Origin of the sequence: Stenotrophomonas chelatiphaga (assembly GCF_001431535.1) — a bacterium.
Classification (GTDB): Bacteria; Pseudomonadota; Gammaproteobacteria; order Xanthomonadales; family Xanthomonadaceae; genus Stenotrophomonas; species Stenotrophomonas chelatiphaga.
The window spans coordinates 23,206-50,156 of sequence record NZ_LDJK01000062.1; the positions used below are offsets into that span (position 1 = coordinate 23,206).

Annotated in this window: 30 protein-coding genes and 2 tRNA genes; 17 read left to right on the forward strand and 15 right to left on the reverse strand. The window is 66.5% G+C overall.

What is annotated here, in order from left to right:
• Window positions 1-11: 11 nt before the first annotated feature.
• The 8 genes from ABB28_RS13380 to ABB28_RS13415 all read right to left on the reverse strand — a co-directional run bounded on the left by ABB28_RS13380 (window position 12) and on the right by ABB28_RS13415 (window position 7,770).
• The gene (locus ABB28_RS13380; RefSeq protein ID WP_057509095.1) at window positions 12-431 is read right to left on the reverse strand and encodes a Na+/H+ antiporter subunit G; all 420 of its coding nucleotides are present in this window, start codon (window positions 429-431) and stop codon (window positions 12-14) included.
• Window positions 428-712 carry a K+/H+ antiporter subunit F gene (locus ABB28_RS13385; protein ID WP_057509096.1) on the reverse strand — a complete coding sequence of 95 codons (285 nt, stop codon included), beginning with the start codon at window positions 710-712 and terminating at the stop codon, window positions 428-430. Before ABB28_RS13385 ends, ABB28_RS13380 begins: the two co-directional genes overlap by 4 nt.
• On the reverse strand, window positions 709-1,215 hold the full coding sequence (locus ABB28_RS13390) for a Na+/H+ antiporter subunit E (protein WP_057509097.1): 507 nt from the start codon (window positions 1,213-1,215) through the stop codon (window positions 709-711). The genes ABB28_RS13385 and ABB28_RS13390 overlap by 4 nt, the downstream gene beginning before the upstream one ends.
• Complete coding sequence (locus ABB28_RS13395) at window positions 1,212-2,747, reverse strand: monovalent cation/H+ antiporter subunit D (protein WP_057509098.1); 1,536 nt, start codon at window positions 2,745-2,747, stop codon at window positions 1,212-1,214. The genes ABB28_RS13390 and ABB28_RS13395 overlap by 4 nt, the downstream gene beginning before the upstream one ends.
• Window positions 2,744-3,121, reverse strand: a complete 378-nt coding sequence (locus ABB28_RS13400; RefSeq protein WP_057509099.1) for a Na+/H+ antiporter subunit C — start codon at window positions 3,119-3,121, stop codon at window positions 2,744-2,746. Before ABB28_RS13400 ends, ABB28_RS13395 begins: the two co-directional genes overlap by 4 nt.
• The gene (locus ABB28_RS13405) at window positions 3,121-5,949 is read right to left on the reverse strand and encodes a monovalent cation/H+ antiporter subunit A (RefSeq protein ID WP_057509100.1); all 2,829 of its coding nucleotides are present in this window, start codon (window positions 5,947-5,949) and stop codon (window positions 3,121-3,123) included. Before ABB28_RS13405 ends, ABB28_RS13400 begins: the two co-directional genes overlap by 1 nt.
• Window positions 5,950-6,289: 340 nt before the next feature.
• Window positions 6,290-6,772 (reverse strand): Mpo1 family 2-hydroxy fatty acid dioxygenase, encoded by a 483-nt coding sequence (locus ABB28_RS13410; protein WP_057509101.1) that lies wholly within the window; start codon window positions 6,770-6,772, stop codon window positions 6,290-6,292.
• A gap of 71 nt (window positions 6,773-6,843) precedes the next feature.
• Entirely contained in the window at window positions 6,844-7,770 is a 927-nt protein-coding gene (locus tag ABB28_RS13415; protein WP_057509102.1) for a phosphoribosylaminoimidazolesuccinocarboxamide synthase, read from the reverse strand.
• 142 nt (window positions 7,771-7,912) lie between these two features.
• On the opposite strand from ABB28_RS13415, the gene ABB28_RS13420 reads away from it, so the two are divergent.
• The 10 genes from ABB28_RS13420 (at window position 7,913) to ABB28_RS13465 (ending at window position 16,147) form a co-directional block, all read left to right on the forward strand.
• Entirely contained in the window at window positions 7,913-8,242 is a 330-nt protein-coding gene (locus tag ABB28_RS13420) for a J domain-containing protein (protein WP_057509103.1), read from the forward strand.
• Between the two features lie 39 nt (window positions 8,243-8,281).
• A complete protein-coding gene (rpe, locus tag ABB28_RS13425; protein WP_057509104.1) occupies window positions 8,282-8,953 on the forward strand; it encodes a ribulose-phosphate 3-epimerase in 672 nt (223 codons plus the stop codon).
• Between the two features lie 59 nt (window positions 8,954-9,012).
• The gene (locus ABB28_RS13430; protein WP_057509105.1) at window positions 9,013-9,486 is read left to right on the forward strand and encodes a GNAT family N-acetyltransferase; all 474 of its coding nucleotides are present in this window, start codon (window positions 9,013-9,015) and stop codon (window positions 9,484-9,486) included.
• A 181-nt stretch (window positions 9,487-9,667) separates the two neighbouring features.
• Complete coding sequence (gene yegS, locus ABB28_RS13435) at window positions 9,668-10,597, forward strand: lipid kinase YegS (protein WP_057509106.1); 930 nt, start codon at window positions 9,668-9,670, stop codon at window positions 10,595-10,597.
• A 195-nt stretch (window positions 10,598-10,792) separates the two neighbouring features.
• On the forward strand, window positions 10,793-11,113 hold the full coding sequence (locus ABB28_RS13440) for a hypothetical protein (RefSeq protein ID WP_057509107.1): 321 nt from the start codon (window positions 10,793-10,795) through the stop codon (window positions 11,111-11,113).
• Between the two features lie 196 nt (window positions 11,114-11,309).
• Entirely contained in the window at window positions 11,310-12,800 is a 1,491-nt protein-coding gene (gene trpE, locus ABB28_RS13445; protein WP_057509108.1) for an anthranilate synthase component I, read from the forward strand.
• Window positions 12,801-12,946: 146 nt separating this feature from the next.
• A complete protein-coding gene (locus tag ABB28_RS13450) occupies window positions 12,947-13,525 on the forward strand; it encodes an anthranilate synthase component II (RefSeq protein WP_057509109.1) in 579 nt (192 codons plus the stop codon).
• A gap of 28 nt (window positions 13,526-13,553) precedes the next feature.
• Window positions 13,554-14,585 carry an anthranilate phosphoribosyltransferase gene (trpD, locus tag ABB28_RS13455; protein ID WP_057509110.1) on the forward strand — a complete coding sequence of 344 codons (1,032 nt, stop codon included), beginning with the start codon at window positions 13,554-13,556 and terminating at the stop codon, window positions 14,583-14,585.
• 54 nt (window positions 14,586-14,639) lie between these two features.
• The gene (gene trpC, locus ABB28_RS13460) at window positions 14,640-15,434 is read left to right on the forward strand and encodes an indole-3-glycerol phosphate synthase TrpC (protein WP_057509111.1); all 795 of its coding nucleotides are present in this window, start codon (window positions 14,640-14,642) and stop codon (window positions 15,432-15,434) included.
• Window positions 15,431-16,147, forward strand: a complete 717-nt coding sequence (locus tag ABB28_RS13465) for a haloacid dehalogenase-like hydrolase (RefSeq protein WP_057509112.1) — start codon at window positions 15,431-15,433, stop codon at window positions 16,145-16,147. Before trpC ends, ABB28_RS13465 begins: the two co-directional genes overlap by 4 nt.
• A gap of 196 nt (window positions 16,148-16,343) precedes the next feature.
• Here ABB28_RS13465 and ABB28_RS13470 read toward each other — a convergent pair whose 3' ends face one another.
• Entirely contained in the window at window positions 16,344-17,105 is a 762-nt protein-coding gene (locus ABB28_RS13470; protein WP_057509113.1) for a sulfite exporter TauE/SafE family protein, read from the reverse strand.
• Window positions 17,106-17,359: 254 nt separating this feature from the next.
• Window positions 17,360-18,049, reverse strand: coding sequence for a cAMP-activated global transcriptional regulator CRP (gene crp, locus ABB28_RS13475; RefSeq protein ID WP_057509119.1), 690 nt, complete (start codon window positions 18,047-18,049; stop codon window positions 17,360-17,362).
• A gap of 149 nt (window positions 18,050-18,198) precedes the next feature.
• On the opposite strand from crp, the gene speD reads away from it, so the two are divergent.
• The gene (gene speD, locus ABB28_RS13480; protein ID WP_042614283.1) at window positions 18,199-18,993 is read left to right on the forward strand and encodes an adenosylmethionine decarboxylase; all 795 of its coding nucleotides are present in this window, start codon (window positions 18,199-18,201) and stop codon (window positions 18,991-18,993) included.
• Between the two features lie 163 nt (window positions 18,994-19,156).
• Window positions 19,157-19,477, forward strand: a complete 321-nt coding sequence (locus tag ABB28_RS13485; RefSeq protein ID WP_057509114.1) for a DMT family transporter — start codon at window positions 19,157-19,159, stop codon at window positions 19,475-19,477.
• 26 nt (window positions 19,478-19,503) lie between these two features.
• On the opposite strand, the gene coq7 is transcribed toward ABB28_RS13485, so the two are convergent.
• Window positions 19,504-20,148, reverse strand: coding sequence for a 2-polyprenyl-3-methyl-6-methoxy-1,4-benzoquinone monooxygenase (gene coq7, locus ABB28_RS13490; RefSeq protein WP_057509115.1), 645 nt, complete (start codon window positions 20,146-20,148; stop codon window positions 19,504-19,506).
• A gap of 195 nt (window positions 20,149-20,343) precedes the next feature.
• On the opposite strand from coq7, the gene rplM reads away from it, so the two are divergent.
• A complete protein-coding gene (rplM, locus tag ABB28_RS13495) occupies window positions 20,344-20,772 on the forward strand; it encodes a 50S ribosomal protein L13 (RefSeq protein ID WP_042614286.1) in 429 nt (142 codons plus the stop codon).
• 2 nt (window positions 20,773-20,774) lie between these two features.
• Window positions 20,775-21,167, forward strand: a complete 393-nt coding sequence (gene rpsI, locus ABB28_RS13500; protein ID WP_042614287.1) for a 30S ribosomal protein S9 — start codon at window positions 20,775-20,777, stop codon at window positions 21,165-21,167.
• A 289-nt stretch (window positions 21,168-21,456) separates the two neighbouring features.
• On the opposite strand, the gene ABB28_RS13505 is transcribed toward rpsI, so the two are convergent.
• Together ABB28_RS13505 and ABB28_RS13510 are read right to left on the reverse strand one after the other, a co-directional pair.
• Window positions 21,457-21,531, reverse strand: a tRNA-Gln gene (locus ABB28_RS13505).
• A gap of 51 nt (window positions 21,532-21,582) precedes the next feature.
• Window positions 21,583-21,659 (reverse strand) — tRNA-Met (locus tag ABB28_RS13510).
• Between the two features lie 120 nt (window positions 21,660-21,779).
• On the opposite strand from ABB28_RS13510, the gene ABB28_RS13515 reads away from it, so the two are divergent.
• The 3 genes from ABB28_RS13515 to bfr all read left to right on the forward strand — a co-directional run bounded on the left by ABB28_RS13515 (window position 21,780) and on the right by bfr (window position 23,293).
• The gene (locus ABB28_RS13515) at window positions 21,780-22,394 is read left to right on the forward strand and encodes an RNA pyrophosphohydrolase (protein ID WP_057509116.1); all 615 of its coding nucleotides are present in this window, start codon (window positions 21,780-21,782) and stop codon (window positions 22,392-22,394) included.
• A gap of 116 nt (window positions 22,395-22,510) precedes the next feature.
• A complete protein-coding gene (locus tag ABB28_RS13520) occupies window positions 22,511-22,720 on the forward strand; it encodes a (2Fe-2S)-binding protein (protein ID WP_057509120.1) in 210 nt (69 codons plus the stop codon).
• A gap of 102 nt (window positions 22,721-22,822) precedes the next feature.
• Window positions 22,823-23,293, forward strand: coding sequence for a bacterioferritin (gene bfr, locus ABB28_RS13525; RefSeq protein ID WP_057509117.1), 471 nt, complete (start codon window positions 22,823-22,825; stop codon window positions 23,291-23,293).
• Between the two features lie 45 nt (window positions 23,294-23,338).
• Here bfr and ABB28_RS13530 read toward each other — a convergent pair whose 3' ends face one another.
• Both ABB28_RS13530 and ABB28_RS13535 read right to left on the reverse strand, forming a co-directional pair.
• Entirely contained in the window at window positions 23,339-25,519 is a 2,181-nt protein-coding gene (locus ABB28_RS13530; protein WP_245625341.1) for an ATP-binding protein, read from the reverse strand.
• Between the two features lie 64 nt (window positions 25,520-25,583).
• Window positions 25,584-26,951: bifunctional diguanylate cyclase/phosphodiesterase (locus ABB28_RS13535; RefSeq protein ID WP_083492032.1), on the reverse strand; the 1,368-nt coding region annotated here is incomplete at its 5' end.

Genomic DNA, 26,951 nt, shown 5'->3' on the forward strand with positions numbered 1-26,951 from the left:
TGAACGGCCTGCTACTGCTTGCTGTCGTTGGCGGTAAAGGTTTCGTCGGTGCCTTCCAGCTGCTGTTCGCGTACCGGCTCCGGCGGCGGCAGCTGCTCTTCTTCGGCGCGTTCGTTGCCGGGCAGGCTGGGGCGGGTTTCCATCAGCAGCGACAGCGCTGCCTTCGCCATCAGGTGGGCGCTGATCGGCGCGGTGATGAACAGGAAGATGGTGATCAGCAGTTCGCGCGGCTGCGGGTCCTGGCCCAGGAAGATGTGGTACGCCACCGATGACACAAGCACGCAGCCCACGCCCAGCGTGCTGGCCTTGGTCGGGGCGTGCAGGCGCTTGAAGAACGTGGACAGCTTCACCAGGCCCAAGGCACCGACCAGGATGAAGAAGCAGCCGAACAGCAGCACCACCGACAGCACGATCTGGATGACGGTGATCATTCGACGATATCCCGGCGCAGCACGAACTTGCTCAGCACCACGGTGCTGCCAAACCCGAGCATGGCGATGATCAGCGCGGCTTCGAAGTAGATCGCCGAATTGAGGTACATGCCGAACAGCATCAGCTGCGCGATGGCGGTCACCGACAGCGTGTCCAGAGCGAGGATGCGGTCGGGCACGGTGGGTCCGCGCAGCAGGCGCCAGGTCGCCAGCAGCATGGCAAGCCCGACCACGTGCATGCACACCACCAGGGTGTTCTGGATGACATCGAATCCGGTCATGGGAAGATCTCCATCAGCGGGGCCTCGTAACGGCGTTTGATCTCGGTGATCAGGTGCTGCTCATCGTCCAGGTTCAGCACGTGCACCAGCAGGTATTTTCGGTCGTCGCTCAGCGCAGCCGACACGGTGCCGGGGGTCAGTGTGATCATGCTGGTCAGCGCGGCGATGCCATGCACGTTGGCGATGTCCAGCGGAATCCAGACGAAGCCCGGATGGATCCTGCTTTCCTTGCCCAGCACCTGGCCGGCCACTTCGATGTTGGACACCAGGATGTCCCACAGCGTGGTCACCAGCAGTTTCGGCACCGGCCGCAGCGTCCCGATGCGGGCGAACTCGCGGTCCAGCCGCGCGGCGAACAGCGGCACCACCAGGCCCAGCAGCAGGCCCAGCGCGAGCAGGCCCACGCTGAAGCTGTCCGACATCAGCAGCCAGAACACGATGACCATGATGGTGAGCGGCAGCGACGGGAAGATCCGGCGCAGCAGGGGGCGTTTGTGGTTCATGGGTGACGGATCTCCGGCTGCTCGCCCCGCACCTGGTCGACATAACCGGAGGGCTGCAGCAGATCACTGGCGATGGCATCGGCGTGGCGCATCAGCGGGGCTGCGAACACCGTCATGCCGATGCCGTAGAGCAGCAGCAGGCAGGCGGCAAGCAGTTCGATGCGGCGGGTCGGCGCCTTGCGCGGCTTGGGCGCGTCCGGGTCGACCGGCGGTACGCGCCAGAACAGGCGGATGCCGGCACGGGCCAGCCCCATGATGACCAGCAGGCTGCTGCCCAGCACGGCGGCCCACACCGGCGCGGTCAGCCATGGCGGCATGCCCTGCAGCAGTGCGGCCTTGGCCAGGAACCCGGACAGCGGCGGCAGGCCGGCGATGGAAATGGCGGCGATCAGGAACAGCACTGCCGGCGTTTCCTTGCCGGGCATCGGCGCGATGATTTCCTTGCGGTCGCTGGCGCCGCCACGGCGACGGCGGATCAGGTCGGCGATCAGGAACAGTGCCGCGGCGACGAAGGTGCTGTGCGGCAGGTAGTACAGGCCGGCGGCCAGCACCTGCTGGTTGCCCACCGAAAACGCGATGAACAGCGTGGCAGCCGAGACCACCACCAGGTAGGAGATCAGCACGCGCAGGCGTACCGCGGCGAGCACGCCGAGTCCGCCCAGCACCAGGGTGGCGATGCCGGCCCACAGCAGCCAGTCGCGGCCGTAGCCGGCCATGGCGCCGGCCTCGTCGCCGAACCACAGGGTCTGCACGCGCAGTACCGCGTACAGGCCGACCTTGGTCATGATCGCGAACAGCGCGGCCACCGCGGCCGGCGCGCGCGCATACGACTCGGGCAGCCACAGGTACAGCGGCATCAGCGCCGCCTTGGCGCAGAACACCAGCAGCAGCAGGCCCATGGTGGCCTTCACCAGCACCAGGTGCGAGGGCGGCACTTCGGCGATGCGCTGCGACAGCTCGGCCATGTTCAACGACCCCAGCGAGGCGTACAGCAGGCCCAGCGCGATCAGGAACAGGGTCGAGGCGGTTACGTTGAACACCACGTAATGCAGGCCGATGCGCATGCGCAGGCCGCGCCCACCGCTGAGCAGCAGGCCATACGAAGCGATCAGCATCACTTCGAAGAACACGAACAGGTTGAAGATGTCGCCGGTCAGGAACGCGCCGTTGAGGCCGACCAGCTGGAACTGGAACAACGCATGGAAATGCGGGGCGCGCCGGTCCCAGCCCGAGCAGGCGTGCATCAGGCAGCCGATCGCCAGCAGTACGGTGGTCAGCAGCATCCATGCCGACAGCCGGTCGGCCACCAGCGCGATGCCCAGCCGCGCCGGCCAGTCGCCCAGCAGGTACACCATCGCCGCGCCATCGGCGGTGCGCGCGAACAGCAGGACGACCGATGCCAACAGCGCGGCCAGCGCCGTCCAGGCCACCGCGCGCTGCACGCGCGGACCGTAACGGCGGTGTTCCACGAACAGCGACAGCGATGCGCCGAGCAGCGGGACCAGGATCGGCAGGATCACCAGGTGGTTCATGCGTGGTCCTCGTCACGACGCGGCGGGGCATCCTCGTCCGGCTCGTGCGCGTCGACGTGGTCACTGTGGTTGTCGCTGCGGCTGCGGATGGCCAGCACGATGGTGACCGCGGTCATCGCGAAGGCGATCACGATGGCGGTCAGCACCAGCGCCTGCGGCAGCGGATCGGTGTAGTTGCCGAGGTTCGCATCCAGGCCTTCCTTCAGCACCGGCGGGCGGCCGGCGACCAGTCGCCCACCGGCAAAGATGAGCAGGTTGGTGGCATAGGACAGGAAGGTCATGCCGAGGATGACGTCGAAGCTGCGTGCGCGCAGCAGCAGGTACACGCCGAGCATGGTCAGCACGCCGATGGCGCTTGCAATGGCCAGTTCCATCAGTGCATCTCCCCGGTCAGTGCCGAACGCTTCTGCGGATCGATCTCGCCGCGGCGCGCGGTGCGGGTCCGCGACGGCTTGATCGTGCCCATCATCGACAGCATCAGCATCGCCCCGCCGAACACCACCAGGTAGACGCCGGTATCGAAGCCGATCGCACTGGCCAGCGGCACATCGCCGATGACCGGCAGGTGCAGGTCCAGGTGGCCGCTGGTCAGGAACGGCACGCCGAACAGCATCGACGCCGAGCCACTGGCCACCGCGATCAGCAGGCCGATGCCGATGCAGCGGACGTAATCGAACCCGAAGCGCGACTCGACCGACGCGGTGCCCTGGATCACGTACTGGATCAGCAGCGGCACGGCCAGGATCAGGCCGGCGATGAAGCCACCGCCGGGCGAGTTATGGCCGCGCAGGAACATGAAGATCGACACGGTCAGGGTCAGCGGGAACATGATCTGGGCCAGGTCGGCCGGAACCGGCAGCTTGATCGGCGGGCCCGGCATGATCTGCTCCGGCGCCATCCGCGAACGCCGCAGCATGGCATGCACCACCAGGGCGGCAATGCCGAACACGGTGATCTCGCCGAAGGTGTCGAAGCCACGGAAGTCGACCAGGATGACGTTGACCACATTGCTGCCATAAGCCTCCGGCAGGGAGCGGGCAAGCATCTCGCCGGCCATCGTGTTCGGGGGCAGGGTCATCGCGGTATAGGCCAATGCGGCCAGGCCCACGCCGGCCACCAGCGCGATGCCGGCATCACGGTATTTGCGCAGCGTGGAACGCTCGGTCACCGACTGGGCGGGCAGATAGTTCATGCCCAGCAGCATCAGCACCAGGGTGACCATTTCCACCAGCAGCTGGGTCAGCGCCAGGTCCGGCGCGGACAGGAACACGAAGGTCATCGCGACCATCAGGCCGACCCCGCCCACCAGCAGCACCGCCAGCAGGCGCTGTTTGTACATGCGCAGGGTGGCCATGGCACAGGCCATCATCACCGCCCACAACGCCCAGCCCAGCAGCGGCATCGGCTGCGGTGAGGGCCAGTTCGGCCAGCTCGGCGCGGCCAGCCAGGGCGCCGCACCGGCCACCACGGCCACCACCACCAGCCCCAGCAGCATGCGCTGCAGGCTGCCGTTGGCGATCGCGGCGGTCAGCCGGTTGGCGAGCGCCGACAGCAGGTCGAGCTGGCGATGGAACGCATCGCGGCCCGGCGTGGTGTTGCGCACGGCATACAGGTCGATCAGCCGGCGCAGGCCGAAGTACAGCGCGATGCCGCCGAGCACGCCGGCCGCGCTCATCGCCAGCGGCAGGTTGAAGCCGTGCCAGATCGACAGGCTGTATTCGGGCATCTGCGCACCGAGGATGGACGCCGCACCGGCATGCAGCACCGGGGCGATGGTCAGCGCCGGGGCGATGCCCACCGCCACGCAGATCACCACCAGGATCTCCACCGGCACCTTCATCCAGCGCGGGGGTTCATGCGGTACCCGGTCCAGGTCATGCGGCCCCTTGCCGAAGAAGGTGTCGTGCACGAAGCGCAGGCTGTAGGCCACGCCGAAGACACCGGCCAGCAATGCGGCGATCGACATCGCCATCTGCATCAGCGCGGGACCGCCCGCATCGAGCGCCTCGGCGAACAGCATTTCCTTGGACAGGAAGCCATTGAGCAGCGGGATGCCGGCCATCGCCAGCGAGGCGATGATCGCCAGCGCACTGGTGAACGGCATCAGCCGGCGCAGGCCGCCCAGCTTGCGCATGTCACGCGTGCCGGTTTCATGATCGATGATGCCCGCCGCCATGAACAACGAGGCCTTGAACGTGGCGTGGTTGAGGATATGGAACACACCGGCCACCACCGCCATCGGCTTGGACAGCCCGAACAGCATGGTGATCAGGCCCAGGTGGGAGATCGTGGAGTACGCCAGCAGGCCTTTCAGGTCGTGCTGGAAGATCGCGTTCCAGGCGCCGATCAGCAGGGTCAGCGCACCGATGCCGCTGACCGTATAGAAGAACAGGTCGGTACCTGCAAGCGCCGGGTGCAGGCGTGCCAGCAGGAAGACACCGGCCTTCACCATGGTCGCCGAATGCAGGTAGGCCGACACCGGGGTGGGCGCGGCCATGGCCTGTGGCAGCCAGAAGTGGAACGGGAACTGCGCGCTCTTGGTGAAGATGCCGGCCAGCACCAGGAACAGCGCATACGGATACAGCGCGCTGGCGCGGATCTGGTCGCCGGCGGCCAGCACCACGTCCAGGTCGAAGCTGCCGACGATGCGGCCGATCAGCAGCACCCCGCCGAGCAGTGCCAGGCCACCACCGCCGGTGATGACCAGCGCCATGCGGGCGCCTTCGCGCGCGTCCTGGCGGTGCGACCAGAAGCCGATCAGCAGGAACGAGCTGATGCTGGTCAGCTCCCAGAAAATCATCAGCAACAGCAGGTTGCCGGACAGCACCATGCCGAGCATGGCCCCCATGAACAGCAGCAGGTAGCAGAAGAAGCGGTGCGCTTTGTCCTGCGGGCTCAGGTAATAGTGGGCGTACAGCACCACCAGCGCGCCGATGCCCAGCACCATGCCGGCAAACATCCAGGCCAGCCCGTCCAGGCGCAGGGTGAAGTCCAGGCCGATCTGCGGCAGCCATTGGCCACTGCTGCGCAGCACCTCGCCCTCCAGTACGGCGGGGGTGAGCGTGGCGAGGATGGCGAGGCCGGCCAACGGCGCGGCCGCGGCCAACCAGGCGGCCGTGCTGCGGGAACTTCGGGAGAAAGCGGCAACCGCCACGGCCAGGATGAAGGGCAGGGCGAGCAGCAGGATCAGGCTTGGGATCATGCAGGGAATACGCGATTCACGAGCAGGTCATGCAGTCTAACAGGCCGGCATTTGCCGCCGATACCCACGAATACGCCTCCAACTGCAGGGAACGTGTGCTGATTCATTTTTTTCCCTTTGGAGGTCGTGCCGCTGGTGCTTGACCAGGACCGGCCACGACACTTTGCCGTATCTGTCGCGAATGACATGTGCAGCCCCAAGGTGCCCGTACGGCAGGGGCTGCAAAGGGATGGTGCGGTAGGATCGGCGCCCCCGCTGGCGCCTGGATCGGAATTCCGCGCCCCGACAGGGCCGCGACGGCCGGCGCGAACAGCCCGGCGGCCCGTTCAGGTAAAACAGGTCAGTAACGCCACTCGAGGCGACGATAGACCTTGGCCAGCACCCAGGCCGGGCCGATCAGCAGGTAAGTGAGGTCGGTGAGGAAGCTGGGCTTGCGGCCTTCGAGCTTGTGGCCCAAGAACTGTGCGATCCACGCCAGCACGAACACCGCGCCGGCCAGCCGGGCCAGGTTGCCCAGGCCGATCTCCGCTTCCAGCAGGCGGCAGGTGCAGCCGATCACGAACAGCACGGCCAGCATGCCCAGCCCCAGCGGGCGCGACAGGCGGTTGTAGAAGCACCACGCGCCGAACATCGCCAGGCCCGCCCAGATACCGTTCTGGAACCAGGTGATCAGCGGCGGCAGGCACCACAGCAGGGCCACCACCGACCACAGGATGGCCGGCACCGCGACCACGTGGATGCGCTGGTTGGTGACGTTGCGGTGGTCGTCGGAGTAGCTGGCGAAATAGCGGTCTACGGGGCGGGCAAGCGACGTGCTGGACATGGTGCCTCCGATCGGGCCGGCACGTGGCCGGCGAGCTTTCCAGAGGAGGGCGGGCAGCGCCCGCCGCCCCCTCAATCGACGCTGATGCCGGCCAGTCGCTGCAGGGCCTCGGCGTACTTGGCACGCGTGCGCTCGATCACTTCGGCCGGAATGGACGGGCCCGGTGCGGTCTTGCCCCAGTCCAGCGTTTCCAGGTAATCGCGGACGAACTGCTTGTCGTAGCTCGGCGGGCTGGTGCCCACTTCGTACTCGTCGGCCGGCCAGTAGCGCGAAGAATCCGGGGTCAGCATCTCATCCATGATGTACAGGCGGCCGTCTTCATCGGTGCCGAACTCGAACTTGGTGTCGGCCAGGATGATGCCGCGCTCACGCGCGTAATCGGCGGCGAAGGCGTAGATGCGCAGGGTCGCATCGCGCACGCGCTCGGCCAGGTCCACGCCGACCGCCTTGACCATCGCATCGAAGTCGATGTTCTCGTCGTGGTCGCCGACGGCGGCCTTGGTGGACGGGGTGAAGATCGGCTCGGGCAGCTTTTCGGCCTGGCGCAGGCCGTCGGGCAGTTCAATGCCGCTGACCTTGCCGGTGCGCTGGTAGTCCTTCCAGCCGCTGCCGATCAGGTAGCCGCGGGCGATCGCTTCCACCGGCACCGGCTTGAGTTTCCGGGTGACCACCGCGCGCTTGGCGTACAACGCCGCGTCCACGCCTTCGGGCAGCACGCTGGCCACGTCGATGCCGGTCAGGTGGTTGGGCATCAGGTGCGCGGTCTTGGCGAACCAGAAATTGGACACCTGGCAGAGCATTTCGCCCTTGCCCGGGATCGGGTCGGGCAGCACCACGTCGAAGGCCGACAGGCGATCGGTGGCTACCATCAGCAGGTAGTCCCCCGGCGGCGTGCCTTCGGGCAGGCGCTCGCGCGGAATATCGAAAACGTCACGCACCTTGCCGCGATGGCGCAAGGGCAGGCCGGGAAGATCGGATTGCAACAACGTGGTCGGCACGGGCACTCCTGGGGGCTTCGTCGATACGAGCTGCCCAGGGACCCGGAGGGCCCGCCGGCCAGCGGGCGGCCTAGTGTAAAGCCGTCCGGGGCGGCTGTGACGTAAAATGGAAAGCCAATTGGCCAAATCTGCCCGGAGCGCCATGCGCTGGTACGGAAAACTGCTGGGTTTCATCGCCGGGGCCCTGCTGTTCCGGCCCAATCCCTTGTTCGGCGCGGTGCTGGGCCTGCTGATCGGCCACGCGTTCGACGCCGACTGGTTCCGCCTGAACAAGGAAAACCCGTATCGCGAGCTGGGACTGACGTCTTCAGCAACGGAGGCGGAAATCGACCTGGCCTACCGCCGGCTGATGTCGCAGTACCACCCCGACAAGCTGGTCGGCGCCGCGCCGGAACTGCTCAAGCAGGCCGAGGCCAAGAGCCGCCGCGTGAATGCCGCCTACGACCGCATCAAGACCCTGCGCAAGCGCTGAGTCCTGACCCTTTTTCTTCCTGCTCCGAAGGCCCTGGCCATGTCCAACTGCATCATTGCCCCGTCCATCCTGTCGGCCGACTTCGCCCGCCTCGGTGAAGAAGTCGACAACGTCCTCGCCGCCGGCGCGGACTGGGTCCACTTCGATGTGATGGACAACCATTACGTGCCCAACCTGACCATCGGCCCGCTGGTCTGCCAGGCGCTGCGCAAGCACGGCGTCACCGCACCGATCGACGTGCACCTGATGGTGGAGCCGGTGGACCGGATCATCCCGGACTTCGCCGAGGCCGGCGCGACCTACATCAGCTTCCACCCCGAGGCCAGCCGCCACCCGCACCGCACCATCCAGCTGATCCGCTCGCTGGGCTGCAAGCCGGGCCTGGTGCTCAATCCCGGCACGCCGGTGGATATCCTGGACTGGGTGCTGGACGACCTGGACCTGGTGCTGCTGATGTCGGTGAACCCGGGCTTCGGCGGCCAAGCGTTCATTCCGTCGGCGCTGGACAAGCTGAAAGTGGTGCGGCAGAAGATCGATGCCAGCGGCAAGGACATCCGCCTGGAGATCGACGGCGGGGTGAAGGCCGACAACATCGGTGCGATCGCCGCGGCCGGTGCCGATGCCTTCGTGGCCGGCTCGGCGATCTTCAACGCACCGGATTACCAGCAGGTGATCAGCGCGATGCGTGCCAACGTCGCCGCCGCCCGCTGAGAAAAAAGGGGACGGAGGGAATTAAACTCGTTTAATTCCCTCCGTCCCCTTTTTTGCCCATGAACATCCGTCCGGCCACTGTTGCTGATGCAGGTCTGATCCTGCGCTTCATCCGCGAACTGGCGATCTATGAGAAGGCCGAATCGTCGGTGCAGACGAACGAGGCGGGAATCGCGGCCAGCCTGTTCGGGCCTGACGCCAGCGCGCAGGCGCTGGTCTGCGAGGCCGACGGCGAAGCGATCGGCTTCGCGGTTTACTTCTACAACTACTCCACCTGGCTGGGCCGCAAGGGCATCTACCTGGAAGACCTGTACATCCGCCCGGAAAAGCGCGGATCCGGTGCCGGCAAGGCGTTGCTTAAGCACATCGCCCGGCAGGCCGTGGCCGAGGGCTGCGGGCGTTTCGAATGGTCGGTGCTGGACTGGAACCAGCCTGCGATCGATTTCTACGTCGCCGCCGGCGCCAGGCCGCAGGACGAATGGACCGTCTACCGCCTGCAGGGCGAGGCCCTGGCCGACTTCGCCGCGTCCTGAAAAAAAGGCCACGCCGCTGCCGGCGTGGCCCTGCTGAAAAAATCGGAGGCTGATCCTGCCTCCATCCGTCTTCCCTGCTATGGCCTTCCATGTTCCGGGGCATCGGTGACAGGCCGATGACATTCACCGGCAAAGAACGCGCGACTGCTAGCCTGTGCCGCCCCCACCCCCGGAATCCCCCATGAGCCTTGCCCGCTGGCGCCTGATCCTGAACGGAAAATCGGCCGGGGACGTGGATGTGCGCGAGGCGGTCAAGGTCTGGCGCGAGCGCGGGATCGATCTGGAAGTGCGGGTCACTTGGGAAAGCGGGGATGCCGAGCGCTATGTCGCCGAGGCCATCGACAATGGCGTGGAGGTGATCATCGCCGGTGGTGGGGATGGCACCTTGAGCGCGGTCGCCGAGACCCTGGCGCATAGGGAAGAACCGGCCGATGCGCTGCCTTCGCTGGCCCTGCTGCCACTGGGCACGGCCAACGATTTCGCCACCGCCGCCGGTTTCCCGGAAAGCCCCGCCGAGGTGCTGGCCTTGATCACCGCGCAGGCACCCCGCGCCATCGACCTGCTGCGCATCGACGCCGATGGCAAGGTCTGGTGGTGCGCCAACGTCGCCAGCGGTGGCTTCGGCACGCAGGTGACGGTGGAAACCGATGAAGGCCTGAAGAAGGTGCTCGGTGGCCTGGCCTACGTGCTGACCGGCATCTCCAAGCTGGGCCGGATCGAGCCGATCCTGGCGCGCGTGCACGGCCCCGGCTTCGACTGGGAAGGCGGCTTCATCGCGCTGGGCATCGGCAACGGCCGCCAGGCCGGTGGTGGCCAGGCGCTTTGCCCGCAGGCGGTCATCGATGACGGCCAGCTGGACGTCACCATCATTCCGGAACTGACCGGCGAAGTCGGCGCGATGCTCGGCCAGCTGGTGACCGGGGGCAAGGAAGCCGCGCTTGAGCGCGTTGCCACCCGCACCCGCTTGACCCGCGTGGAGATCCGCGCCGAAAAGCCGCTGACCCTCAACCTGGACGGTGAGCCGGTGGAAGCACGGCACTTCCGCATCGAATGCGTGCCACGCCGCGTGCGCATGCATCTGCCTGCGGCGTGCCCGCTGCTGTCCCACTGAGCCTGCGCGGGCGTCGTTACCGGCCCGCGTGGCGCCACCGTGGGCGAGGTCCAACGCGCGCAGACGGGCGCGAAGTGAGACGGCCAGCCCAGTAGGGCGCGACGGCGATGGCGTCCTGCCTGCGTGCGGCCCAGCATCCTTGGCCCGACGCCGTCGTGCGTCAGGGAGCTGTTCCGCCCACCAGGAGATACCTCAATGAAAATCGCCGCCACCATCGCCGTGTCATGTGCGCTGGGCCTCGCCGGTTGCTCCGCCATCGCCGCCAAGACCAACGTGCTCAGCGATGCGAAGATCATCTCGTCTTCGGCCGGCGTGCTGGGCCTGGAGCCCTCGCAGCTGACGCTGGTCAGCAAGCGCGTGGACGGCACCAACACCTATGCGAACCTGAAGGCGGCCGGGGGTAAGGAGTACACCTGCGTCATCAACGGCGGCAACCTGCTGAGCATGGGAATGACCAATGCGCCCATGTGCAGCAGGAAGGGTGAGCCGGTGAATGCGCACCCCTTCCAGCGCTGATCAGGGGCTGAAGCGCCCGGGGCTGCATCGAGCAGTCCGGGCATCAGGCTTTCGCCTGGCCGGAACCTGCGCTAAAGTCGCCGGGTGTCCATCCTGACGACCCCGCGATCCGTTTCTTCCGCACGCCGTAGCTGGCGATGGTGGCCCGTAGCCGTCGTCCGCCCAGAAAACGCCGTATCCCGGAAGGAAAGTCGTGTTGAACACCCCCGCTCAGTTCCAGCAGCAGGCCGCTGAAGGCCACACCCGCATCCCCGTCGTCCGTGAAGTGCTGTCCGACCTGGACACCCCGCTTTCGGTCTACCTGAAGCTGGCCGACGGGCCGCACACCTATCTGTTCGAATCGGTCGAAGGCGGTGAGCGCTTCGGGCGCTATTCCATCATCGGCCTGCCGGCGCGCCGCGTGTACACCTTCCGTGGCCACACCCTGACCATCGCCGAGCACGGCCAGGTCGTGGAAACCCGAGACGTGGCCGACCCCTTCGCCGAAGTCGAGGCCCTGCGCAGCGCGCATTCGGTGCCCAAGCTGGACGGACTGCCCGGCTTCACCGGCGGCCTGGTCGGCTGGTTCGGCTTCGAGTGCATCGGCTACATCGAACCGCGCCTGGCGCCGCCGGCCGGGCGCGATGAGCTGGGTACGCCGGACATCCTGCTGATGCATTCCGAAGAGCTGGCGGTGTTCGACAACCTGAAGGGCCGGCTGTACCTGATCGTGCATGCCGACCCGCGCCAGCCCGGTGCCTGGGACGAGGCGCAGGCACGGCTGGACGCGCTGGCCGGCAAGCTGCGCGCCCCCGGCGCCGGCTATCCCGCGCCGCTGCACAGCGACGTGCTGGACGAGGGCGACTTCATCTCCGGCTTCACCCGCGAAGGCTTCATCGACGCGGTGGAGCGCAGCAAGGACTACATCCGTTCCGGCGACATCTTCCAGGTGGTGCTGAGCCAGCGCCTGAGCGTGCCGTTCAAGGCGCGGCCGGTGGATGTGTACCGCGCGCTGCGGGCGCTCAATCCTTCGCCGTACATGTATTTCCTGGATGTCGGTGACATGCAGGTGGTGGGCTCGTCGCCGGAGATCCTGGTGCGCCTGCAGCATGATGCCGAGGGCGTGGGCCATGTCACCGTGCGGCCGATCGCCGGCACCCGTCCGCGTGGCGCCACGGTGGAAGAGGACAACGCGCTGGAAGCCGAACTGCTGGCCGATCCGAAGGAGCGCGCCGAACACCTGATGCTGATCGACCTGGGCCGCAACGATGCCGGCCGGGTCTCCCGCGCGGGCACGGTGGAGGTCGGCGAGCAGTTCGTGATCGAGCGCTACAGCCACGTGATGCACATCGTCAGCGAGGTGACCGGGCAGCTGCAGCCGGGCCTGAGCTACGCCGACGTGCTGCGCGCCACGTTCCCGGCCGGCACGGTCAGTGGCGCGCCGAAGATCCGCGCGCTGGAAGTGATCCGCGAGCTGGAGCCGATCAAGCGCAACGTCTACGCCGGCAGCATCGGCTACATCGGCTGGCACGGCGATGCGGACACCGCCATCGCGATCCGCACCGCGGTGATCAAGGACGGTCGCCTGCACGTACAGGCCGGCGCCGGCATCGTCTACGACTCGGACCCGCAGAAGGAATGGGACGAGACGATGAACAAGGGCCGCGCGCTGTTCCGCGCGGTCGCCCAGGCGGCCAAGGGCCTGTGAGTTCCCGTGCCGTGGCCATCGCCGCGGCAGGTGCCGTGCCCGCCTGGCCGCAGGCCTCGTACACGCGCGGATCGATCAACGCCGGACCCATCACGTACACCAAAAACGTGTACGCCACTTTCCTGAAAAGCGACGGAACCTGATCCATGTTGTGGATGATCGACAACTACGACAGCTTCACCTACAACCTCGTGCAGTACCTGCAGACGCTGGGTGCCGAGGTCAAGGTGGTGCGCAACGATGCGATGACGGTCGATGAGATCGCCGCGCAGAAGCCCGGACGCATCGTGATTTCGCCCGGTCCTTGCACGCCGAACGAGGCGGGCATTTCGCTGGAGCTGATCCAGCGGCTCGGCCCGACCACGCCGATCCTAGGGGTCTGCCTGGGCCACCAGGGCATCGGCCAGGTGTACGGTGGCACGGTGATCCGCGCGGGCAACATCATGCATGGCAAGACCTCGCCGATCCGCCATGAAGGCAAGGGCGTGTTCGCCGGCCTGCCCGATCGCTACCAGGCCACGCGCTACCACTCGCTGGTGGTGGACAAGACGCGCCTGCCGGCGTGCCTGGAAGTCACCGCCTGGACCGAGAACGAGGACGGTTCGGTGGAAGAGATCATGGGCCTGCGCCATCGTGAGCATCCGGTCGAAGGCGTGCAGTTCCATCCCGAATCCATCCTTACCGAGCACGGCCACGCGCTGCTGCGCAACTTCCTGCAGCGCTGAGCTGCACGCCGAACCCAGGAGTCCATCGATGCGCTTCTCCCCCCAGGAAGCCCTGCAACGCACCATCGAACACCGCGAAATCTTCTTCGAGGAGATGGTCGACCTGATGCGGCAGATCATGCGCGGCGATGTGTCGCCGATGATGACCGCCGCGATCCTGACCGGGCTGCGGGTCAAGAAGGAAACCGTCGACGAGATCGCCGCCGCCGCGACCGTGATGCGTGAGTTCGCGCTGCCGGTGCCGGTGGCCGATACCCGCCACATGGTCGACATCGTCGGCACCGGCGGCGATGGCTCGCATACCTTCAACATCTCCACCTGTTCGATGTTCGTGGCCGCCGCTGCCGGTGCGCGCGTGGCCAAGCATGGCAACCGCAGCGTGTCCTCCAAGTCCGGCAGTGCCGATGCGGTAGAGGCGCTCGGCGCGGTGATCGAACTGCAGCCGGCGCAGGTGGCGCAGGCCATCGAACAGACCGGCGTGGGCTTCATGTTCGCCCCGATCCACCACCCGGCGATGAAGGTCGTGGCGCCGGTGCGGCGCGAGATGGGGGTACGCACCATCTTCAACATCCTCGGCCCGCTGACCAACCCGGCCAGTGCACCGTCGGTGCTGATGGGCGTGTTCCATCCGGACCTGGTCGGCATCCAGGCGCGCGTGCTGCGCGAGCTGGACACCCGGCGCGCGATGGTGGTGTGGGGCCGCGACAACATGGACGAGATCTCGCTCGGCGCCGGCACGCTGGTTGGCGAGCTGCGCGATGGCAAGGTCCGCGAGTACGAGATCCATCCGGAAGACTTCGGCATCGCCATGTCGGCCAGCCGCAACCTGCGCGTGGACGGGCCCGAACAGTCCATCGCCATGCTGCGCGCCGTGCTCGACAACGAGCCGGGCCCGGCGCTGGATATCGTGGCGCTGAATGCGGGCGCCGCCCTGTACGTGGCCGACGTGGCCAGCGACATCGGCGATGGCCTGGCGCGTGCGCGCGCGGCGATTGCCGATGGCAGTGCCCGCGCCCGCCTGCAACAGTACGTGGACATCACCCATGTGCTGGCAGGCTAGGCGCGCGGCGGTGCACGACCTGACCCCCTCCATTTCCTTTTTTCTGTGAGCACCATGAGCGACATCCTGCAGACCATCCTGGCCCGCAAGGCCGAAGAAGTGGCCCAGCGCCGCGCCGCCGTGCCGCTGGAACAGCTGCAGGCCCGGCTGGCCGATGCGCCGCCGGTGCGCGGGTTCGTGCGTGCGCTGCAGGCGGCGATCGCCAACGGCGACCCGGCGGTCATCGCCGAGGTCAAGAAGGCCAGTCCGTCCAAGGGCGTGATCCGTCCGGACTTCCATCCGGCCGATATCGCGGTCAGCTATGAGTTCGGCGGCGCCAGCTGCCTGTCCGTGCTGACCGACGTGGACTTCTTCCAGGGCAGCGATGCCTACCTGCAGCAGGCACGCGAGGCCTGCACGCTGCCGGTGCTGCGCAAGGACTTCGTGGTCGATCCGTACCAGGTGGTCGAAGCGCGCGTGCTGGGGGCGGACTGCATCCTGCTGATCGTGGCCGCGCTGGAAGATGCCCAGCTGGCCGCGCTGTCCGAGCTGGCGATCAGCCTGGGCATGGACGTGCTGGTGGAAGTGCACGACATCGATGAGCTGGAGCGCGCGCTGCAGGTGCCGGCGCCGATGATCGGCATCAACAACCGCAACCTGCGTACCTTCGAGGTATCGCTGCAGACCACGCTGGACATGCGCAGCGCGGTGCCGAAGGACCGCCTGCTGGTGACCGAAAGCGGCATCCTGGGACCGCAGGACGTCGGCCTGATGCGTGATGCGGGGATCAACGCCTTCCTGGTGGGTGAAGCCTTCATGCGCGTGGAGGAACCAGGCGAGGGCCTGCGTCAGCTATTCTTCGCTGCATGAGCACGATCTATCCAACCCCTCAGGACAGTGCGCCGCTGGTGGTGTTCGATTTCGACCACACCCTGTATGACGGCGATTCCGGCAGCCATCTGTTTGCCACCCTGATCAAGCGCAATCCGCTGCGGCTGCTGGCCGCGCTGCTGGCGACGCCGATCGCGGGCCCGCTGGTGGCGATGCTGCCGACACGGCGCGCCGGCATCTCGATCTACGTGTGGATCGCCACCTTCGGCATGCACCGCGCGCGCGAGTTCAACCGCGTCATCGATGCCTATGTGCTGAAGCACGAACCGACACTGCGCGCGAAACTGCTGCCGCAGGCGCTGGAGGTGTTCGCTGCGCACCGTGCCAACGGCGACCGCGTGGTGGTGGCCACCGGTGCGCCGCCGGAGCTCGCAAGGGCGATCCTGGCCTTTGTCGCGCACGTGGACGTGCCGGTGATCGGCAGCGAAGTGGGGCCGCGTTTCGGTGCTGTTGGCGCCACCCGCCACTGCCACAACGAAGAGAAGATGCGCATGCTGCGCGAGCGCGGCTACGGCAACATCGACGTGGCCTACTCCGACAGCACCGCCGACCTGCCGCTGCTGGTCGCGGCCAAGGCACCGGTGGTGGTCAATCCCAAGCGCGGCAGCGTGGACTTCTTCCGTCGCGTACTGCCCGAAGGCACGCGCATCCTCAACTGGGGCTGCGTGGACCGCGGTGGCGACACGCCCTGAGGGTAGTGAGGGCCCCCGCACCCGGTAGTGACGGCCGCTGGCCGTCATGCCTCTGCCGGGGTGGGGATACGACCTGGTGTGTGGCGACCTGGTGGGTGACGACCCGGTGGGTGACGACCGTTGGTCGTCACGCCGTTGCCGTTGCCGTTGCCGCACCCGGTAGTGACGGCCGCTGGCCGTCAGCCCCTTCCGGCCGCTACCGGCCCAGCAGGCCGAACACCGTGTGACCGATCTGGTACAGGCTGATCGCCAGCACCAGCACGCCTACCGCTACCAGCACCCAGCGTTCCTTGACCCGCTTCACCAGCACCGCTGCCAACGGTGCGGCCATCATGCCGCCGATCAGCAGGCCGGCGACGATCTGCAGGTGGTGCAGCCCCATCGACAGCAGGAACGTCGCCGAGACCGTCAGCGTCACCACGAACTCTGCCGCATTGACCGTGCCGATGGTGGTCCGCGCCTGGCCGCCACGCGCCAGCAGCGTGGAGGTGGCCACGGGACCCCAGCCACCGCCCCCGGTGGCATCCAGGAAGCCGGCAACGGCGCCCAGCAGCGGCACGCGCTTGATGTCGCCCTTGGGCACCAGCCGCCCTGCCGCACGCAACAGGATGACGATGGCAAGCACCAGCAGGTACAAATAGATCAATGGCCGGATGACGTCCCCGGGCAGCTGGGTAAGGCCGTACGCGCCGATCGCCCCGCCGATCGCGCCAGGGATGGCCAGGCGCACGAACAGGCGACGGTCCACGTTGCCCGCCACCAGATGGGACACGCCGGAGGCGCCGGTGGTGAATACCTCGGCGGTGTGCACGCTGGCGCTCACCTGTGCCGGCGGCAGGCCCATGCTGAGCATGACCGAGGACGACACCAGGCCGAACGCCATGCCCAGCGCGCCGTCGACCAGCTGCGCGCCCAGGCCGATCAGGATGAACCACCAGAATTCGCTGCTCAGCTCCATCACATCATCCTGCAGGGCTGCCGTGCACCGGCAGGTGATGGCGGGCGTGACGCAGTGACGACCAACGGTCGTCACCCACCAGGGGCATCGTCACCCGCCAGGTGAGCGGCACCCGCCAGGGGAGCGGCACCCACCAGGTGCAGCGGCACCCATCAGGTGCAGCGGCACCCACCAGGGCAGCAGCACCCATCAGGGCATCGTCACCCATCAGGGGAGCAGCACCCGCCAGGGCAGCGGCGCAGGTCGGGGGACCCTCAGCGCGTGCCGTACAGCACCACGGTCTTGCCCCGGGCATGCAGCAGGCCGTCCACCTGCAGCTTCTTCAGCACCCGGCCGGCCATCTCGCGCGAGCAGCCGACCAGCCGGGCCAGCTCCTGCCGGGATACCCGCAACTGGCTGCCCTGCGGATGGCTCATCGCTTCCGGCTCTGCGGCCAGGTCATGCAGGGTGCGCACGATCCGGTCGGTGACGTCCAGGAAGGCCAGGCGGCTGGCCTTGCGGCTGGTGTCCAGCAGGCGCTTGGAGATCTGCTGGCCCAGCGCATACAGCAGGCGCGGGGCGTCGCTGGACAGCGGCCCCAGGAACAGCTGGTGCAGGCGTTCGTAGCTGATTTCGGCCAGCTCGCAGGCGGTACGGGTGCGCAGGATGACCTCGCGGCGGTCCGACTCCACGAACAGGCCCATCTCTCCCACGAACTCGCCGGTGCCGAAGTAGCCGAGCACCAGCTCGCGCTCCTCGTCCTCTTCAGCAATTATGGAAACCGATCCACTGATCACGTAGTACAGGGTCCCGGCCGGGTCGCCGGGACGGAACACATCGGTTCGGGCAGGGTAGCGGCGCCGATGGCTGTGGGCCAGGAAGCGGTCGATGGTAGCGATGTCCAAAGCCAAAGGACTGGTAGCAAGGCGCACGGTTGACACGATGGTGGCGCTCCCTCTGCGCATGAACGGATTCACGGGGTGGCGAGCAGCTTAGCGGAGCTGAAATGTTAAGAGCAAACAATTAGCTGTTCACGGCAGCCCGTTCAGGTCCCCCCTCGGGGAACAATTGCCTCATAATTGATCCTTTCCCCGCTCTTACAGGATCGCCGCCCGTGGTCAAGCCGTTGCCTCGCCTGAGGTTGCAAGGTTTCAACAACCTCACCAAGGCGCTGAGCTTCAACATCTATGACGTCTGTTACGCCCGCACCGAAGAGGAGCGTCAGCGCTACATCGACTACATCGATGAAGAGTACAACGCCGACAGGCTGACTCAGATTCTCACGGACGTCGCCGAGATCATCGGTGCGAACATTCTCAACATCGCGCGCCAGGATTACGATCCGCAGGGTGCGTCGGTGACGATCCTGATCTCCGAAGAACCGGTGATCGACAAGAAGCAGGCCGGCAAGGAGCTGATCTCCGATGCCGTGGTCGCGCACATGGACAAGTCGCACATCACCGTGCACACCTATCCGGAAACGCACCCGCAGGAAGGCATCGCCACCTTCCGCGCCGATATCGACGTGGCTACCTGCGGCGTCATTTCGCCGCTGAAGGCGCTGAACTACCTGATCGAGAGTCTGGAATCGGACATCGTGATCATGGATTACCGCGTACGTGGCTTCACCCGCGACGTGAAGGGCAAGAAGCACTACATCGACCACAAGATCAACTCGATCCAGAACTTCCTGGCCAAGAACATCAAGTCGCGTTACGAGATGTTCGACGTCAACGTCTACCAGGAAAACATCTTCCACACGAAGATGCACCTGAAGGATTTCGATCTGGACCAGTACCTGTTCGAAGAGAAGGCCAAGAACCTTTCCTTCAAGGAACGCATGAAGATCGAGGCGCTGCTGCGTCGTGAGATCGAAGAGCTGTTCCACGGACGCAACCTGTCCGAGTAATACCGGCAGGGTCCTCCGGGGCCATGCTCATGAAGGCGGGACGTCCCGCCCCGTGGAACCTCGATCTGCGCAGATCATGGTTTCACGGCAGTTGACCGACCCACGGCCCGGTGTGAAGACACTGGGCCGTTTTGTTTTCGTTTAAAAAGTTGAGGAGTCCCCCATGCCTTGGATCTATCTGCTGCTGGCCGGCATTTTTGAAATCGGCTTTGCCATCGGCATGAAATATTCCGATGGCTTCAGCAAGCCGCTGCCGACCGCAGCCACGGTGGGAGCGGCCCTGATCAGCCTGTACCTGATGAGCCAGGCGATGAAGACCATCCCGGTGGGTACGGCCTACGCCATCTGGACCGGCATCGGCGCGCTGGGCGTAGCGGTGCTGGGCATCTTCCTGTTCAACGACAGCGCCTCGCCGGCCCGGCTGGGTTGCGTGGCACTGATCGTGGCCGGGGTGATCGGCCTGAAGCTGGTGTCCACGCCCTGACGGGCACAGCCACGCCCGGCGGTCCATCAGAACCGGTACGCGATGGTCTTCATCACCTTCGATGCCAGCGCCATCGCGCCGGGAATCGGGAACGGCAGGCGGCGCGCACCGGCCTGTTCGGCATGCTCGGCATGCCGCGCTTCGTCTTCCTTCATCACCTTGATCACCGCGCGGCTGCGCAGGTCGGCCGGCGGCAGCGTCTCGAGGTGCTCGTCAAGATGGGCTTCCACCTGGCGTTCGGTTTCCACCACGAAGCCGAGGTTCCAGCCGTCACCGCGCAGCCCGGCCAGCGTGCCGATCGCATAGCTGCCGGCGTACCAGACCGGATTGAACCGGCTGGGGCGGCTGTCCAGCTCTCCCAGCCGGATCGCGCACCAGGCCAGGTGGTCGGTTTCTTCCTGCGCCGCCTCCAGCAGGTGCGCGCGGGTGGCTGGATCCTGCGCCACCGCCGCCTGACCGAAGTACAGTCCCTGCGCGCAGACTTCGCCGACATGGTTGATCCGCATCAGGCCGGCGGCGTGCCGCCGTTCGCCCGGGCTCATGCCGGGTTCGGCGGCGTCGGTGGCGGGGTAGGGGCGTTCTGCCGGCGGATTGCCGAACACCGTGTCCAACGCACGCTGTGCCTCGGTCAGCAGGTGGTCCAGCGGGGTGGTCTGGCGGAGCGCGCTCATGATGGGGCCGGTGACGTCAGGGGAGCCCTGATTCTCGCCGCCCGTCGCGCGCCTGCCAACCCATGGCGGGGGTGAACTTGCGCTCCGGGGCGAAGCTCGGTAAAATCCCGCCTCTTGCGTTTCACCTTCACAACGCGTGGCAGAGTTCCGGCCCTCCTGGCCGCAATGAGCCCGACGACCTACATAGAGTTCTTCATGAGCACTTTCACCGCTAAGAACGAGACCGTCCAGCGCGACTGGTACCTCGTTGACGCCGAGGGCAAGACCCTGGGCCGTCTCTGCACCGAGCTGGCCCGCCGTCTGCGTGGCAAGCACAAGCCGGTCTACACCCCGCACGTTGATACCGGCGACTACCTGGTCGTCATCAATGCAGAAAAGATTGTCGTCACCGGCAAGAAGCTGCAGGACAAGATGTATCACCGTTTCACCGGTTACATCGGCAACCTGAAGACCGAATCCCTGGCCCAGGCGCTTGAGCGCCACCCGGAGCGCGTGATCGAGATCGCCGTGAAGGGCATGCTGCCGAAGGGTCCGCTGGGTCGCCAGATGTACCGCAAGCTCAAGGTCTACGCAGGCACTGAGCATCCGCACGCCGCACAGCAGCCGCAGGTTCTGGATATCTAATCATGGCTATCACTCAAAACTACGGCACTGGCCGCCGCAAGTCCTCCACTGCCCGCGTGTTCCTGCGCAAGGGCTCTGGCAAGATCACCGTCAATGGTCGTCCGCTGGACGAGTTCTTCGGTCGTGAGACTGCGCGCATGATCGTGCGCCAGCCGCTCGAGCTGACCAAGAACACCGAAAGCTTCGACATCCTGGTCACCGCCGCTGGCGGCGGCACCACCGGCCAGGCCGGTGCGATCCGCCTGGGCATCGCCCGCGCGCTGGTCGAGTACGACGAAACCCTGAAGTCCGAGCTGCGCAAGGCTGGCTTCATGACCCGTGACGCCCGTGAAGTCGAGCGTAAGAAGGTCGGTCTGCACAAGGCACGTCGCGCTACGCAGTTCTCCAAGCGCTGATCGACTGCGCCAGCAGAACAAGAAAAGCCCGGCTTTCGCCGGGCTTTTTTTTGTTCCGCTGGGCGCCGTTGGCGCGCCCCCGTCAACAAGAAGGGGGCTTTTCTCCAGATGTGCACTCGTGGCTGCAGGGCAGTGTGGGCCTGCTCTCCAAGGGCGCAGAATTTTCACTGGAGTGGAGCCCCCTTGTTGTTCAAGGGCGCGCGCCGACAGGCGGGGGGATAAGGTGACGTGCGCGACCAAACAAAAAGAAAAAGGCCTGATCTTTCGATCAGGCCTTTTTCTTTTTGTTTGGCTGCCCCGGATGGATTCGAACCACCGAATGCCTGAGTCAGAGTCAGGTGCCTTACCGCTTGGCGACGGGGCAAAATAGGTGAAGCAATTGTCTCACTTTCCAAGTCGAAAACCAACCTCGACATGGTGGCTATGGGTGGACTCGAACCACCGACCCCAGCATTATGAGTGCTGTGCTCTAACCGGCTGAGCTACATAGCCTTGGGTGAGCCGGCTATTCTGGGCATGTGTACGAAACATGTCAATAGTTTTGTGTGCTGCTTGTGGGCCGACAGACGGCATGGGATAGTCCCTGTCAGTAGATTTCTAGGAGTCCGCATCGTGATCGATCCGGACGGCTATCGACCGAACGTCGGCATCGTGTTGATGCGCCAGGACGGTCAGGTGTTCTGGGCACGTCGAGTGCGCCGGGACGGCTGGCAGTTCCCACAGGGCGGCATGAACACCGATGAGACGCCCGTCGAGGCCATGTATCGTGAACTGCAGGAAGAGACCGGCCTGCTGCCCGAACACGTTGAAGTGCTCGGTGCTACCCCCGGTTGGCTGCGTTACAAGCTCCCTGCGCGCGCGATCCGCCGCAATGAGCGACAGGTGTGCATCGGCCAGAAGCAGGTCTGGTTTCTGCTGCGCCTGACCGGTGATGAGTCGCATGTGCAGCTGGACGTGACCGACACGCCGGAGTTCGACAACTGGCGCTGGGTGGATTTCTGGTATCCGGTCGAGCACGTGGTGATGTTCAAGCGGGGCGTGTACGCGCGTGCGTTGCGCCACCTCGCACCGATGGCGCGGGGCGTCGCCGGCGCCAGCGTGACGCAGATGCCGACGGGGGCGCAGGAAGCTTGGATGCCAGGACACGCGGCCGGTCATGATCGGCCGCGCAAACGTCCGACCAAGCGGGGGTACTGGCCCAAGAAAGTGCAGGGCGATCCAACCTGACGATCGCTTGAGGCTGAACTTCATCGAGAATGATTCAGGTTGTTAATTGACAACCATTCGCGTTTGAAGTGGAATATCGGCAGGCCAGCATCGGCCTGCCAGACCTGACCGCCACCGTGTACGTCTGTATCTGCAACGGAGTCACCGACCACCAGATCCGCGAAGCCGCGGTGGATGGCTGCATGACGGTGGCCGAACTGACGATGCGCACCGGATGTGGCGCCACCTGCGGGTCCTGCCTGGACATGGCGGCCGACCTGCTGGCCAAGGCACGCAACACCCACGATCTGCCCCTGCCGGTTCTCGGCGGCCTGCAGGCGGCCTGACCATGCGCGCGGCAACGCGCAACTGAGCACGATTCGCGTTCCTTCATCGCCGGCGTAAAGCCGCTACAGTGCCTGCGTTTTCAGCGTGCAGGAGCACCCCCCATGAAAGGCGACGCCAAAGTCATCCAGTACCTCAACAAGGTGCTGTACAACGAACTGACTGCGATCAACCAGTACTTCCTGCACGCCAAGATGCTGAAGAACTGGGGCATCAAGGAACTCGCCGAGCACGAGTACAAGGAATCGATCGAAGAGATGAAGCATGCCGACATGCTGTCTGATCGCATCCTGTTCCTTGAAGGACTGCCGAACTTCCAGGCGCTGGGCAAGCTGCGCATCGGCGAGAATCCGACGGAAATCCTGCAGTGCGACCTGGCGCTCGAGAGCGAGGCCGTGGACGTGCTGCGCGAAGCGGTTGCCCATGCCGATTCGGTTGGCGACTACGTCAGCCGCCAGCTGTTCACGAAGATCCTGGATTCCGAAGAAGAACATATCGACTGGCTGGAAACCCAGCTGGAACTGATCGGGCGCCTCGGCGAGCCGAAGTACCTGCTGAGCAAGCTGGAAGACTGAGCGGGGGGCATGGGTGCCGACCCAGGTCGGTACCAGGGGCCGTTCTTACCGGGGCTGCCAGCCGGCCAGCGCCATGCGCGCGCGCGCGAACTCCGCCACCACCCGCGCGGCGGCGACCGTCGGCATCTCCAGCGTGCCATTGCGCGCTTCCAGTTCGATGCGCCGCGCGGCGGTCGACAAGGCCATCGCCCCGACATTCGCGCTGGATGACTTCAGGCTGTGTGCCAGCGCGCGCAGCCGGTCCTGGTCGCCTTCCTGCGCCGCCGCCTGCAGCTGCTGCACCGCGATCGGTGTGTCGTGCAGGAACGCATCGATGATCGCCTGCGTGCTTGCCCCGATCACCTCGTGCAGTTCATCCAGCACGGTCGGGTCCAGCGCGGACTGCGAAGACGCTGCATCCTCGTCCGCTGCCACCACCTGGTGGTGCGCCTGCGTGCTGCCGATGTCCTGCGCGCCCAGCGTCCAGCGCTTCAGCATGCTGCGCAGCACCGAAAGCTCCACCGGTTTGGACAGGTAGTCATCCATTCCGGCGTGCAGGCAGCGCTCGCGGTCACCGGCCATGGCGTTGGCGGTCATGGCGATGATCGGCACCCGGAGACGCGTGGAGACCGCTTCCTGCGCGCGCCACTGGCGGGTGGCCGCGTAGCCATCCAGCACCGGCATCTGGCAATCCATCAGCACCACGTCGATGCCGCCCGCCTGCAGCTCGCCCAGCGCCTGTTCGCCATCGTGGGCGGTGCGCACCGTGCAGCCCATGACTTCCAGAACGCGCTCGGCCACCATCAGGTTGACCATGTTGTCTTCCACCAGCAGCACGCGCAGGTCCAGCCTGTCCTGTGCCTTGGCTGCAGTGGGGGCCAAGGTCGCATCGCCCAGCAGCGCGGCAGGGCGCGCCGAGCGCGTGGCCAGCGGCACCAGCACCGCGTGCAGCGCCGCGTCGGCCGCCAGTTCGTCCACCCAGTGCTGGCCATTGCGCGCGGGCGCGTTGCCCAGGTGCAGCCAGAGCACCTGCGGGGCCTCCGCGCCGCGCTCGGCCAGGGCCCGCTGCACGGAGGCATCGCCGTTGCGCAGCAGGCGGCCATCGACCACCAGCCACGCCAGTGCCCGGCTGGTCGCGCGGACCGCTTCCAGCGCCACGGCCAGCGTCTGCACTGCCTGTACCTGCAGGCCATGCTGCGCACCGACGCGATGCACGCGCTGCTGGAGCAGCGGATCATTGCTGAGCAGCAGCAGGTTGCCGAGTTCCGGGCCGTGCCCGCTGCGGGTATCGCCCAGTGCCTTCAGCAGGGGAATCTCGAACCAGAACAGGGCGCCCTGGCCGGGCGTGGAATGCACGCCGATCTGACCCTGCATCAGCTCGATGATGCGGCGGCAGATCGCCAGCCCCAGGCCGGTGCCGCCGTAGACCCGCGTGGTCGAGGCGTCGGCCTGGCTGAAGGACTGGAACAGGCGTGACTGCTGTTCCTGGTCGATGCCGATGCCGGTGTCCAGCACCTCGAAACGCAGCTCGTGCCGGAACGGGCTTTCACCCAACCGGCGGACCTTCAACGTTACCTGGCCGCGGGCCGTGAACTTGATCGCATTGGCCAGCAGGTTGCTGAGTACCTGGCGCAGCCGTACCGGGTCGCCGCGCACCGACAGCCGCACCGCAGGATCCAGCTCCAGCACGATGCGCAGGCCCTTGGCTTCGGCCGCACGCTGCATCAGTTGCACCACGCCTTCCAGCAGTTCGCGCAGGTTGAAGGTGGTGGTCTCCAGCACCAGCGCGTTGGCTTCCAGCCGCGAGTGGTCGAGGATGTCATCGACGATACGCAGCAGTTGCTGCGAGCTGGTGACTGCCGTGCCGAGCATCTGCCGCTGGTCCGGTTCCAGGCTGCCACGCCCGATCAGGTCCAGCATCGGGATGATGCCGTTGAGCGGGGTGCGGATCTCGTGGCTCATGGTGGCCAGGAATTCGCCCTTGGCCAGCACCGCCGCTTCGGCGGCCTGTTTGGCCAGCAGCAGCTGCTGCTCCAGTTGTCCCTGCTGGTCGTGAAGGCGCTGCAGGCGGTCCAGCTCCTGCTGCAGCTGGCGCAGGCGCTGTTCGCCCTCGGCCTGGGCTGCCCGGTGCGCGCCGTGCAGCTGCGCCCGCAGCGGCCACAGCAACAGCGCCACGCAGGCCGCCGCCAGCCCCAGCCAGGGCCACGGGCCGCTCCAGTGCAGGGCCACCGCCAGCAGGCAGCCCACGCTGATGGCTGCCGCTGCGAGCCCCGCCCGGTGGATCCATCGGCCCCGTCCGTGGGTCACCGGGTCAGAGCACCGCGTTGAGGAAATCGAAATCCAGGTCGCTGCCGGCCGACTGCACCATGTTGCCCTGGATGAAATCCACGCCGCCGACCCACATCGCCGCGGCCGCCTGCGGATCCTCGATCTGCTGCCCGATGATCAGCAGGTTGGCACGGTGGGCGACGTCGATCGCCCCGCGCATCTCATCGCGCGTCTGCGGATTGGCGTGGCTGCTGCTGAAGCGTCCGGCCATGCGCACGAACGACAGCGGCAGCTGGGTCAGCAGGGCATTGGCTTCCGGACCGGGCTCGAACTGGCTCAGGCAGAAGCGCACGCCCAGCGCGCTCACCCGCATGCAGAACTGCTGCAGGGTGACGGTGTGGATCAGTGCATCGGGCAGGCGTACGTCGATCACCAGCGCACTGCCGTCCAGCCGCCGCTGCTGCAGCGATTCGATCAGCCAGTCGGCGAAGGCATCACGTGCCAGCGTGCGCAGCGACTGCGATACGAACAGGTGCAGTGGCGGCGTGGCATGCCGGTAGTGGTCGAGCAGGCCCAGTGCGTGGTCGATGACCTGCTGGTCGAGGTCGGCGATGCGGCCGGCCGCTTCGGCGGCGGGGATCACCTGCCCGGCGGTCAGCACGCTGCCATCGGCCTGGCGCAGCCGCAGCAGCACCTGGTACTGCGCGTTGCCGCCACCGGCCACCGCGACGATCGGCTGGTAGGCCAGTTCCAGCTGGCCGTCCAGCATCGCCAGGTGTTCATCGCTGCTGGTCTCTTCGTGCGGGACGAACCCGGCCACGCCGGCGCTCAGCAGGCGTGCCTGCAGCGTGGTGCGCTCGATCGCCTCCAGCGCGCTGCCCACGTCCGGGAAGCCCGGCGAAAGGGCCGCGAAACCGATCACCCCGCGCAGGTGCACCGACTCGTCATCGCGGATCACGAAGGCGCGGGCGGACAGCTGCTCGCGCAGCGACTGCGCGGTGGCGTCCAGCTGCTCTTCGTCCACGCCGCGGGCGAGGGCGAGGAAGCTGTTGTCGTTCAGGCGTGCCAGCAGGTGCGGCTGCGCCGCTTCGGCCAGGCGCTGGCCGGCCTGCACCATCAGGCGCTCGAAGGCGGCATAGCCGTAGCGTTCGCGCAGGCCCAGCGCGCTGGCGATTTCGATGAAGAACAGGCCGCCGCGGTCGCGGTGACCGAGTGCGGCAGACAGCTGCTGCAGCAGGTGGTGGCGGGTGGGCAGCCCGGTTTCCGGATTGTTGAGCAGCGGACCGCCGCGCTCACCGGTCTGCGCAGCGGCCTGCGCGCGCGCGCGCCGGCCGCTGCGCCTGCCTCCTATACACATCTCCGGGCCCACGAGACGGACCCCTCCCACGCATGCCGTCATCTGATTAGAAAA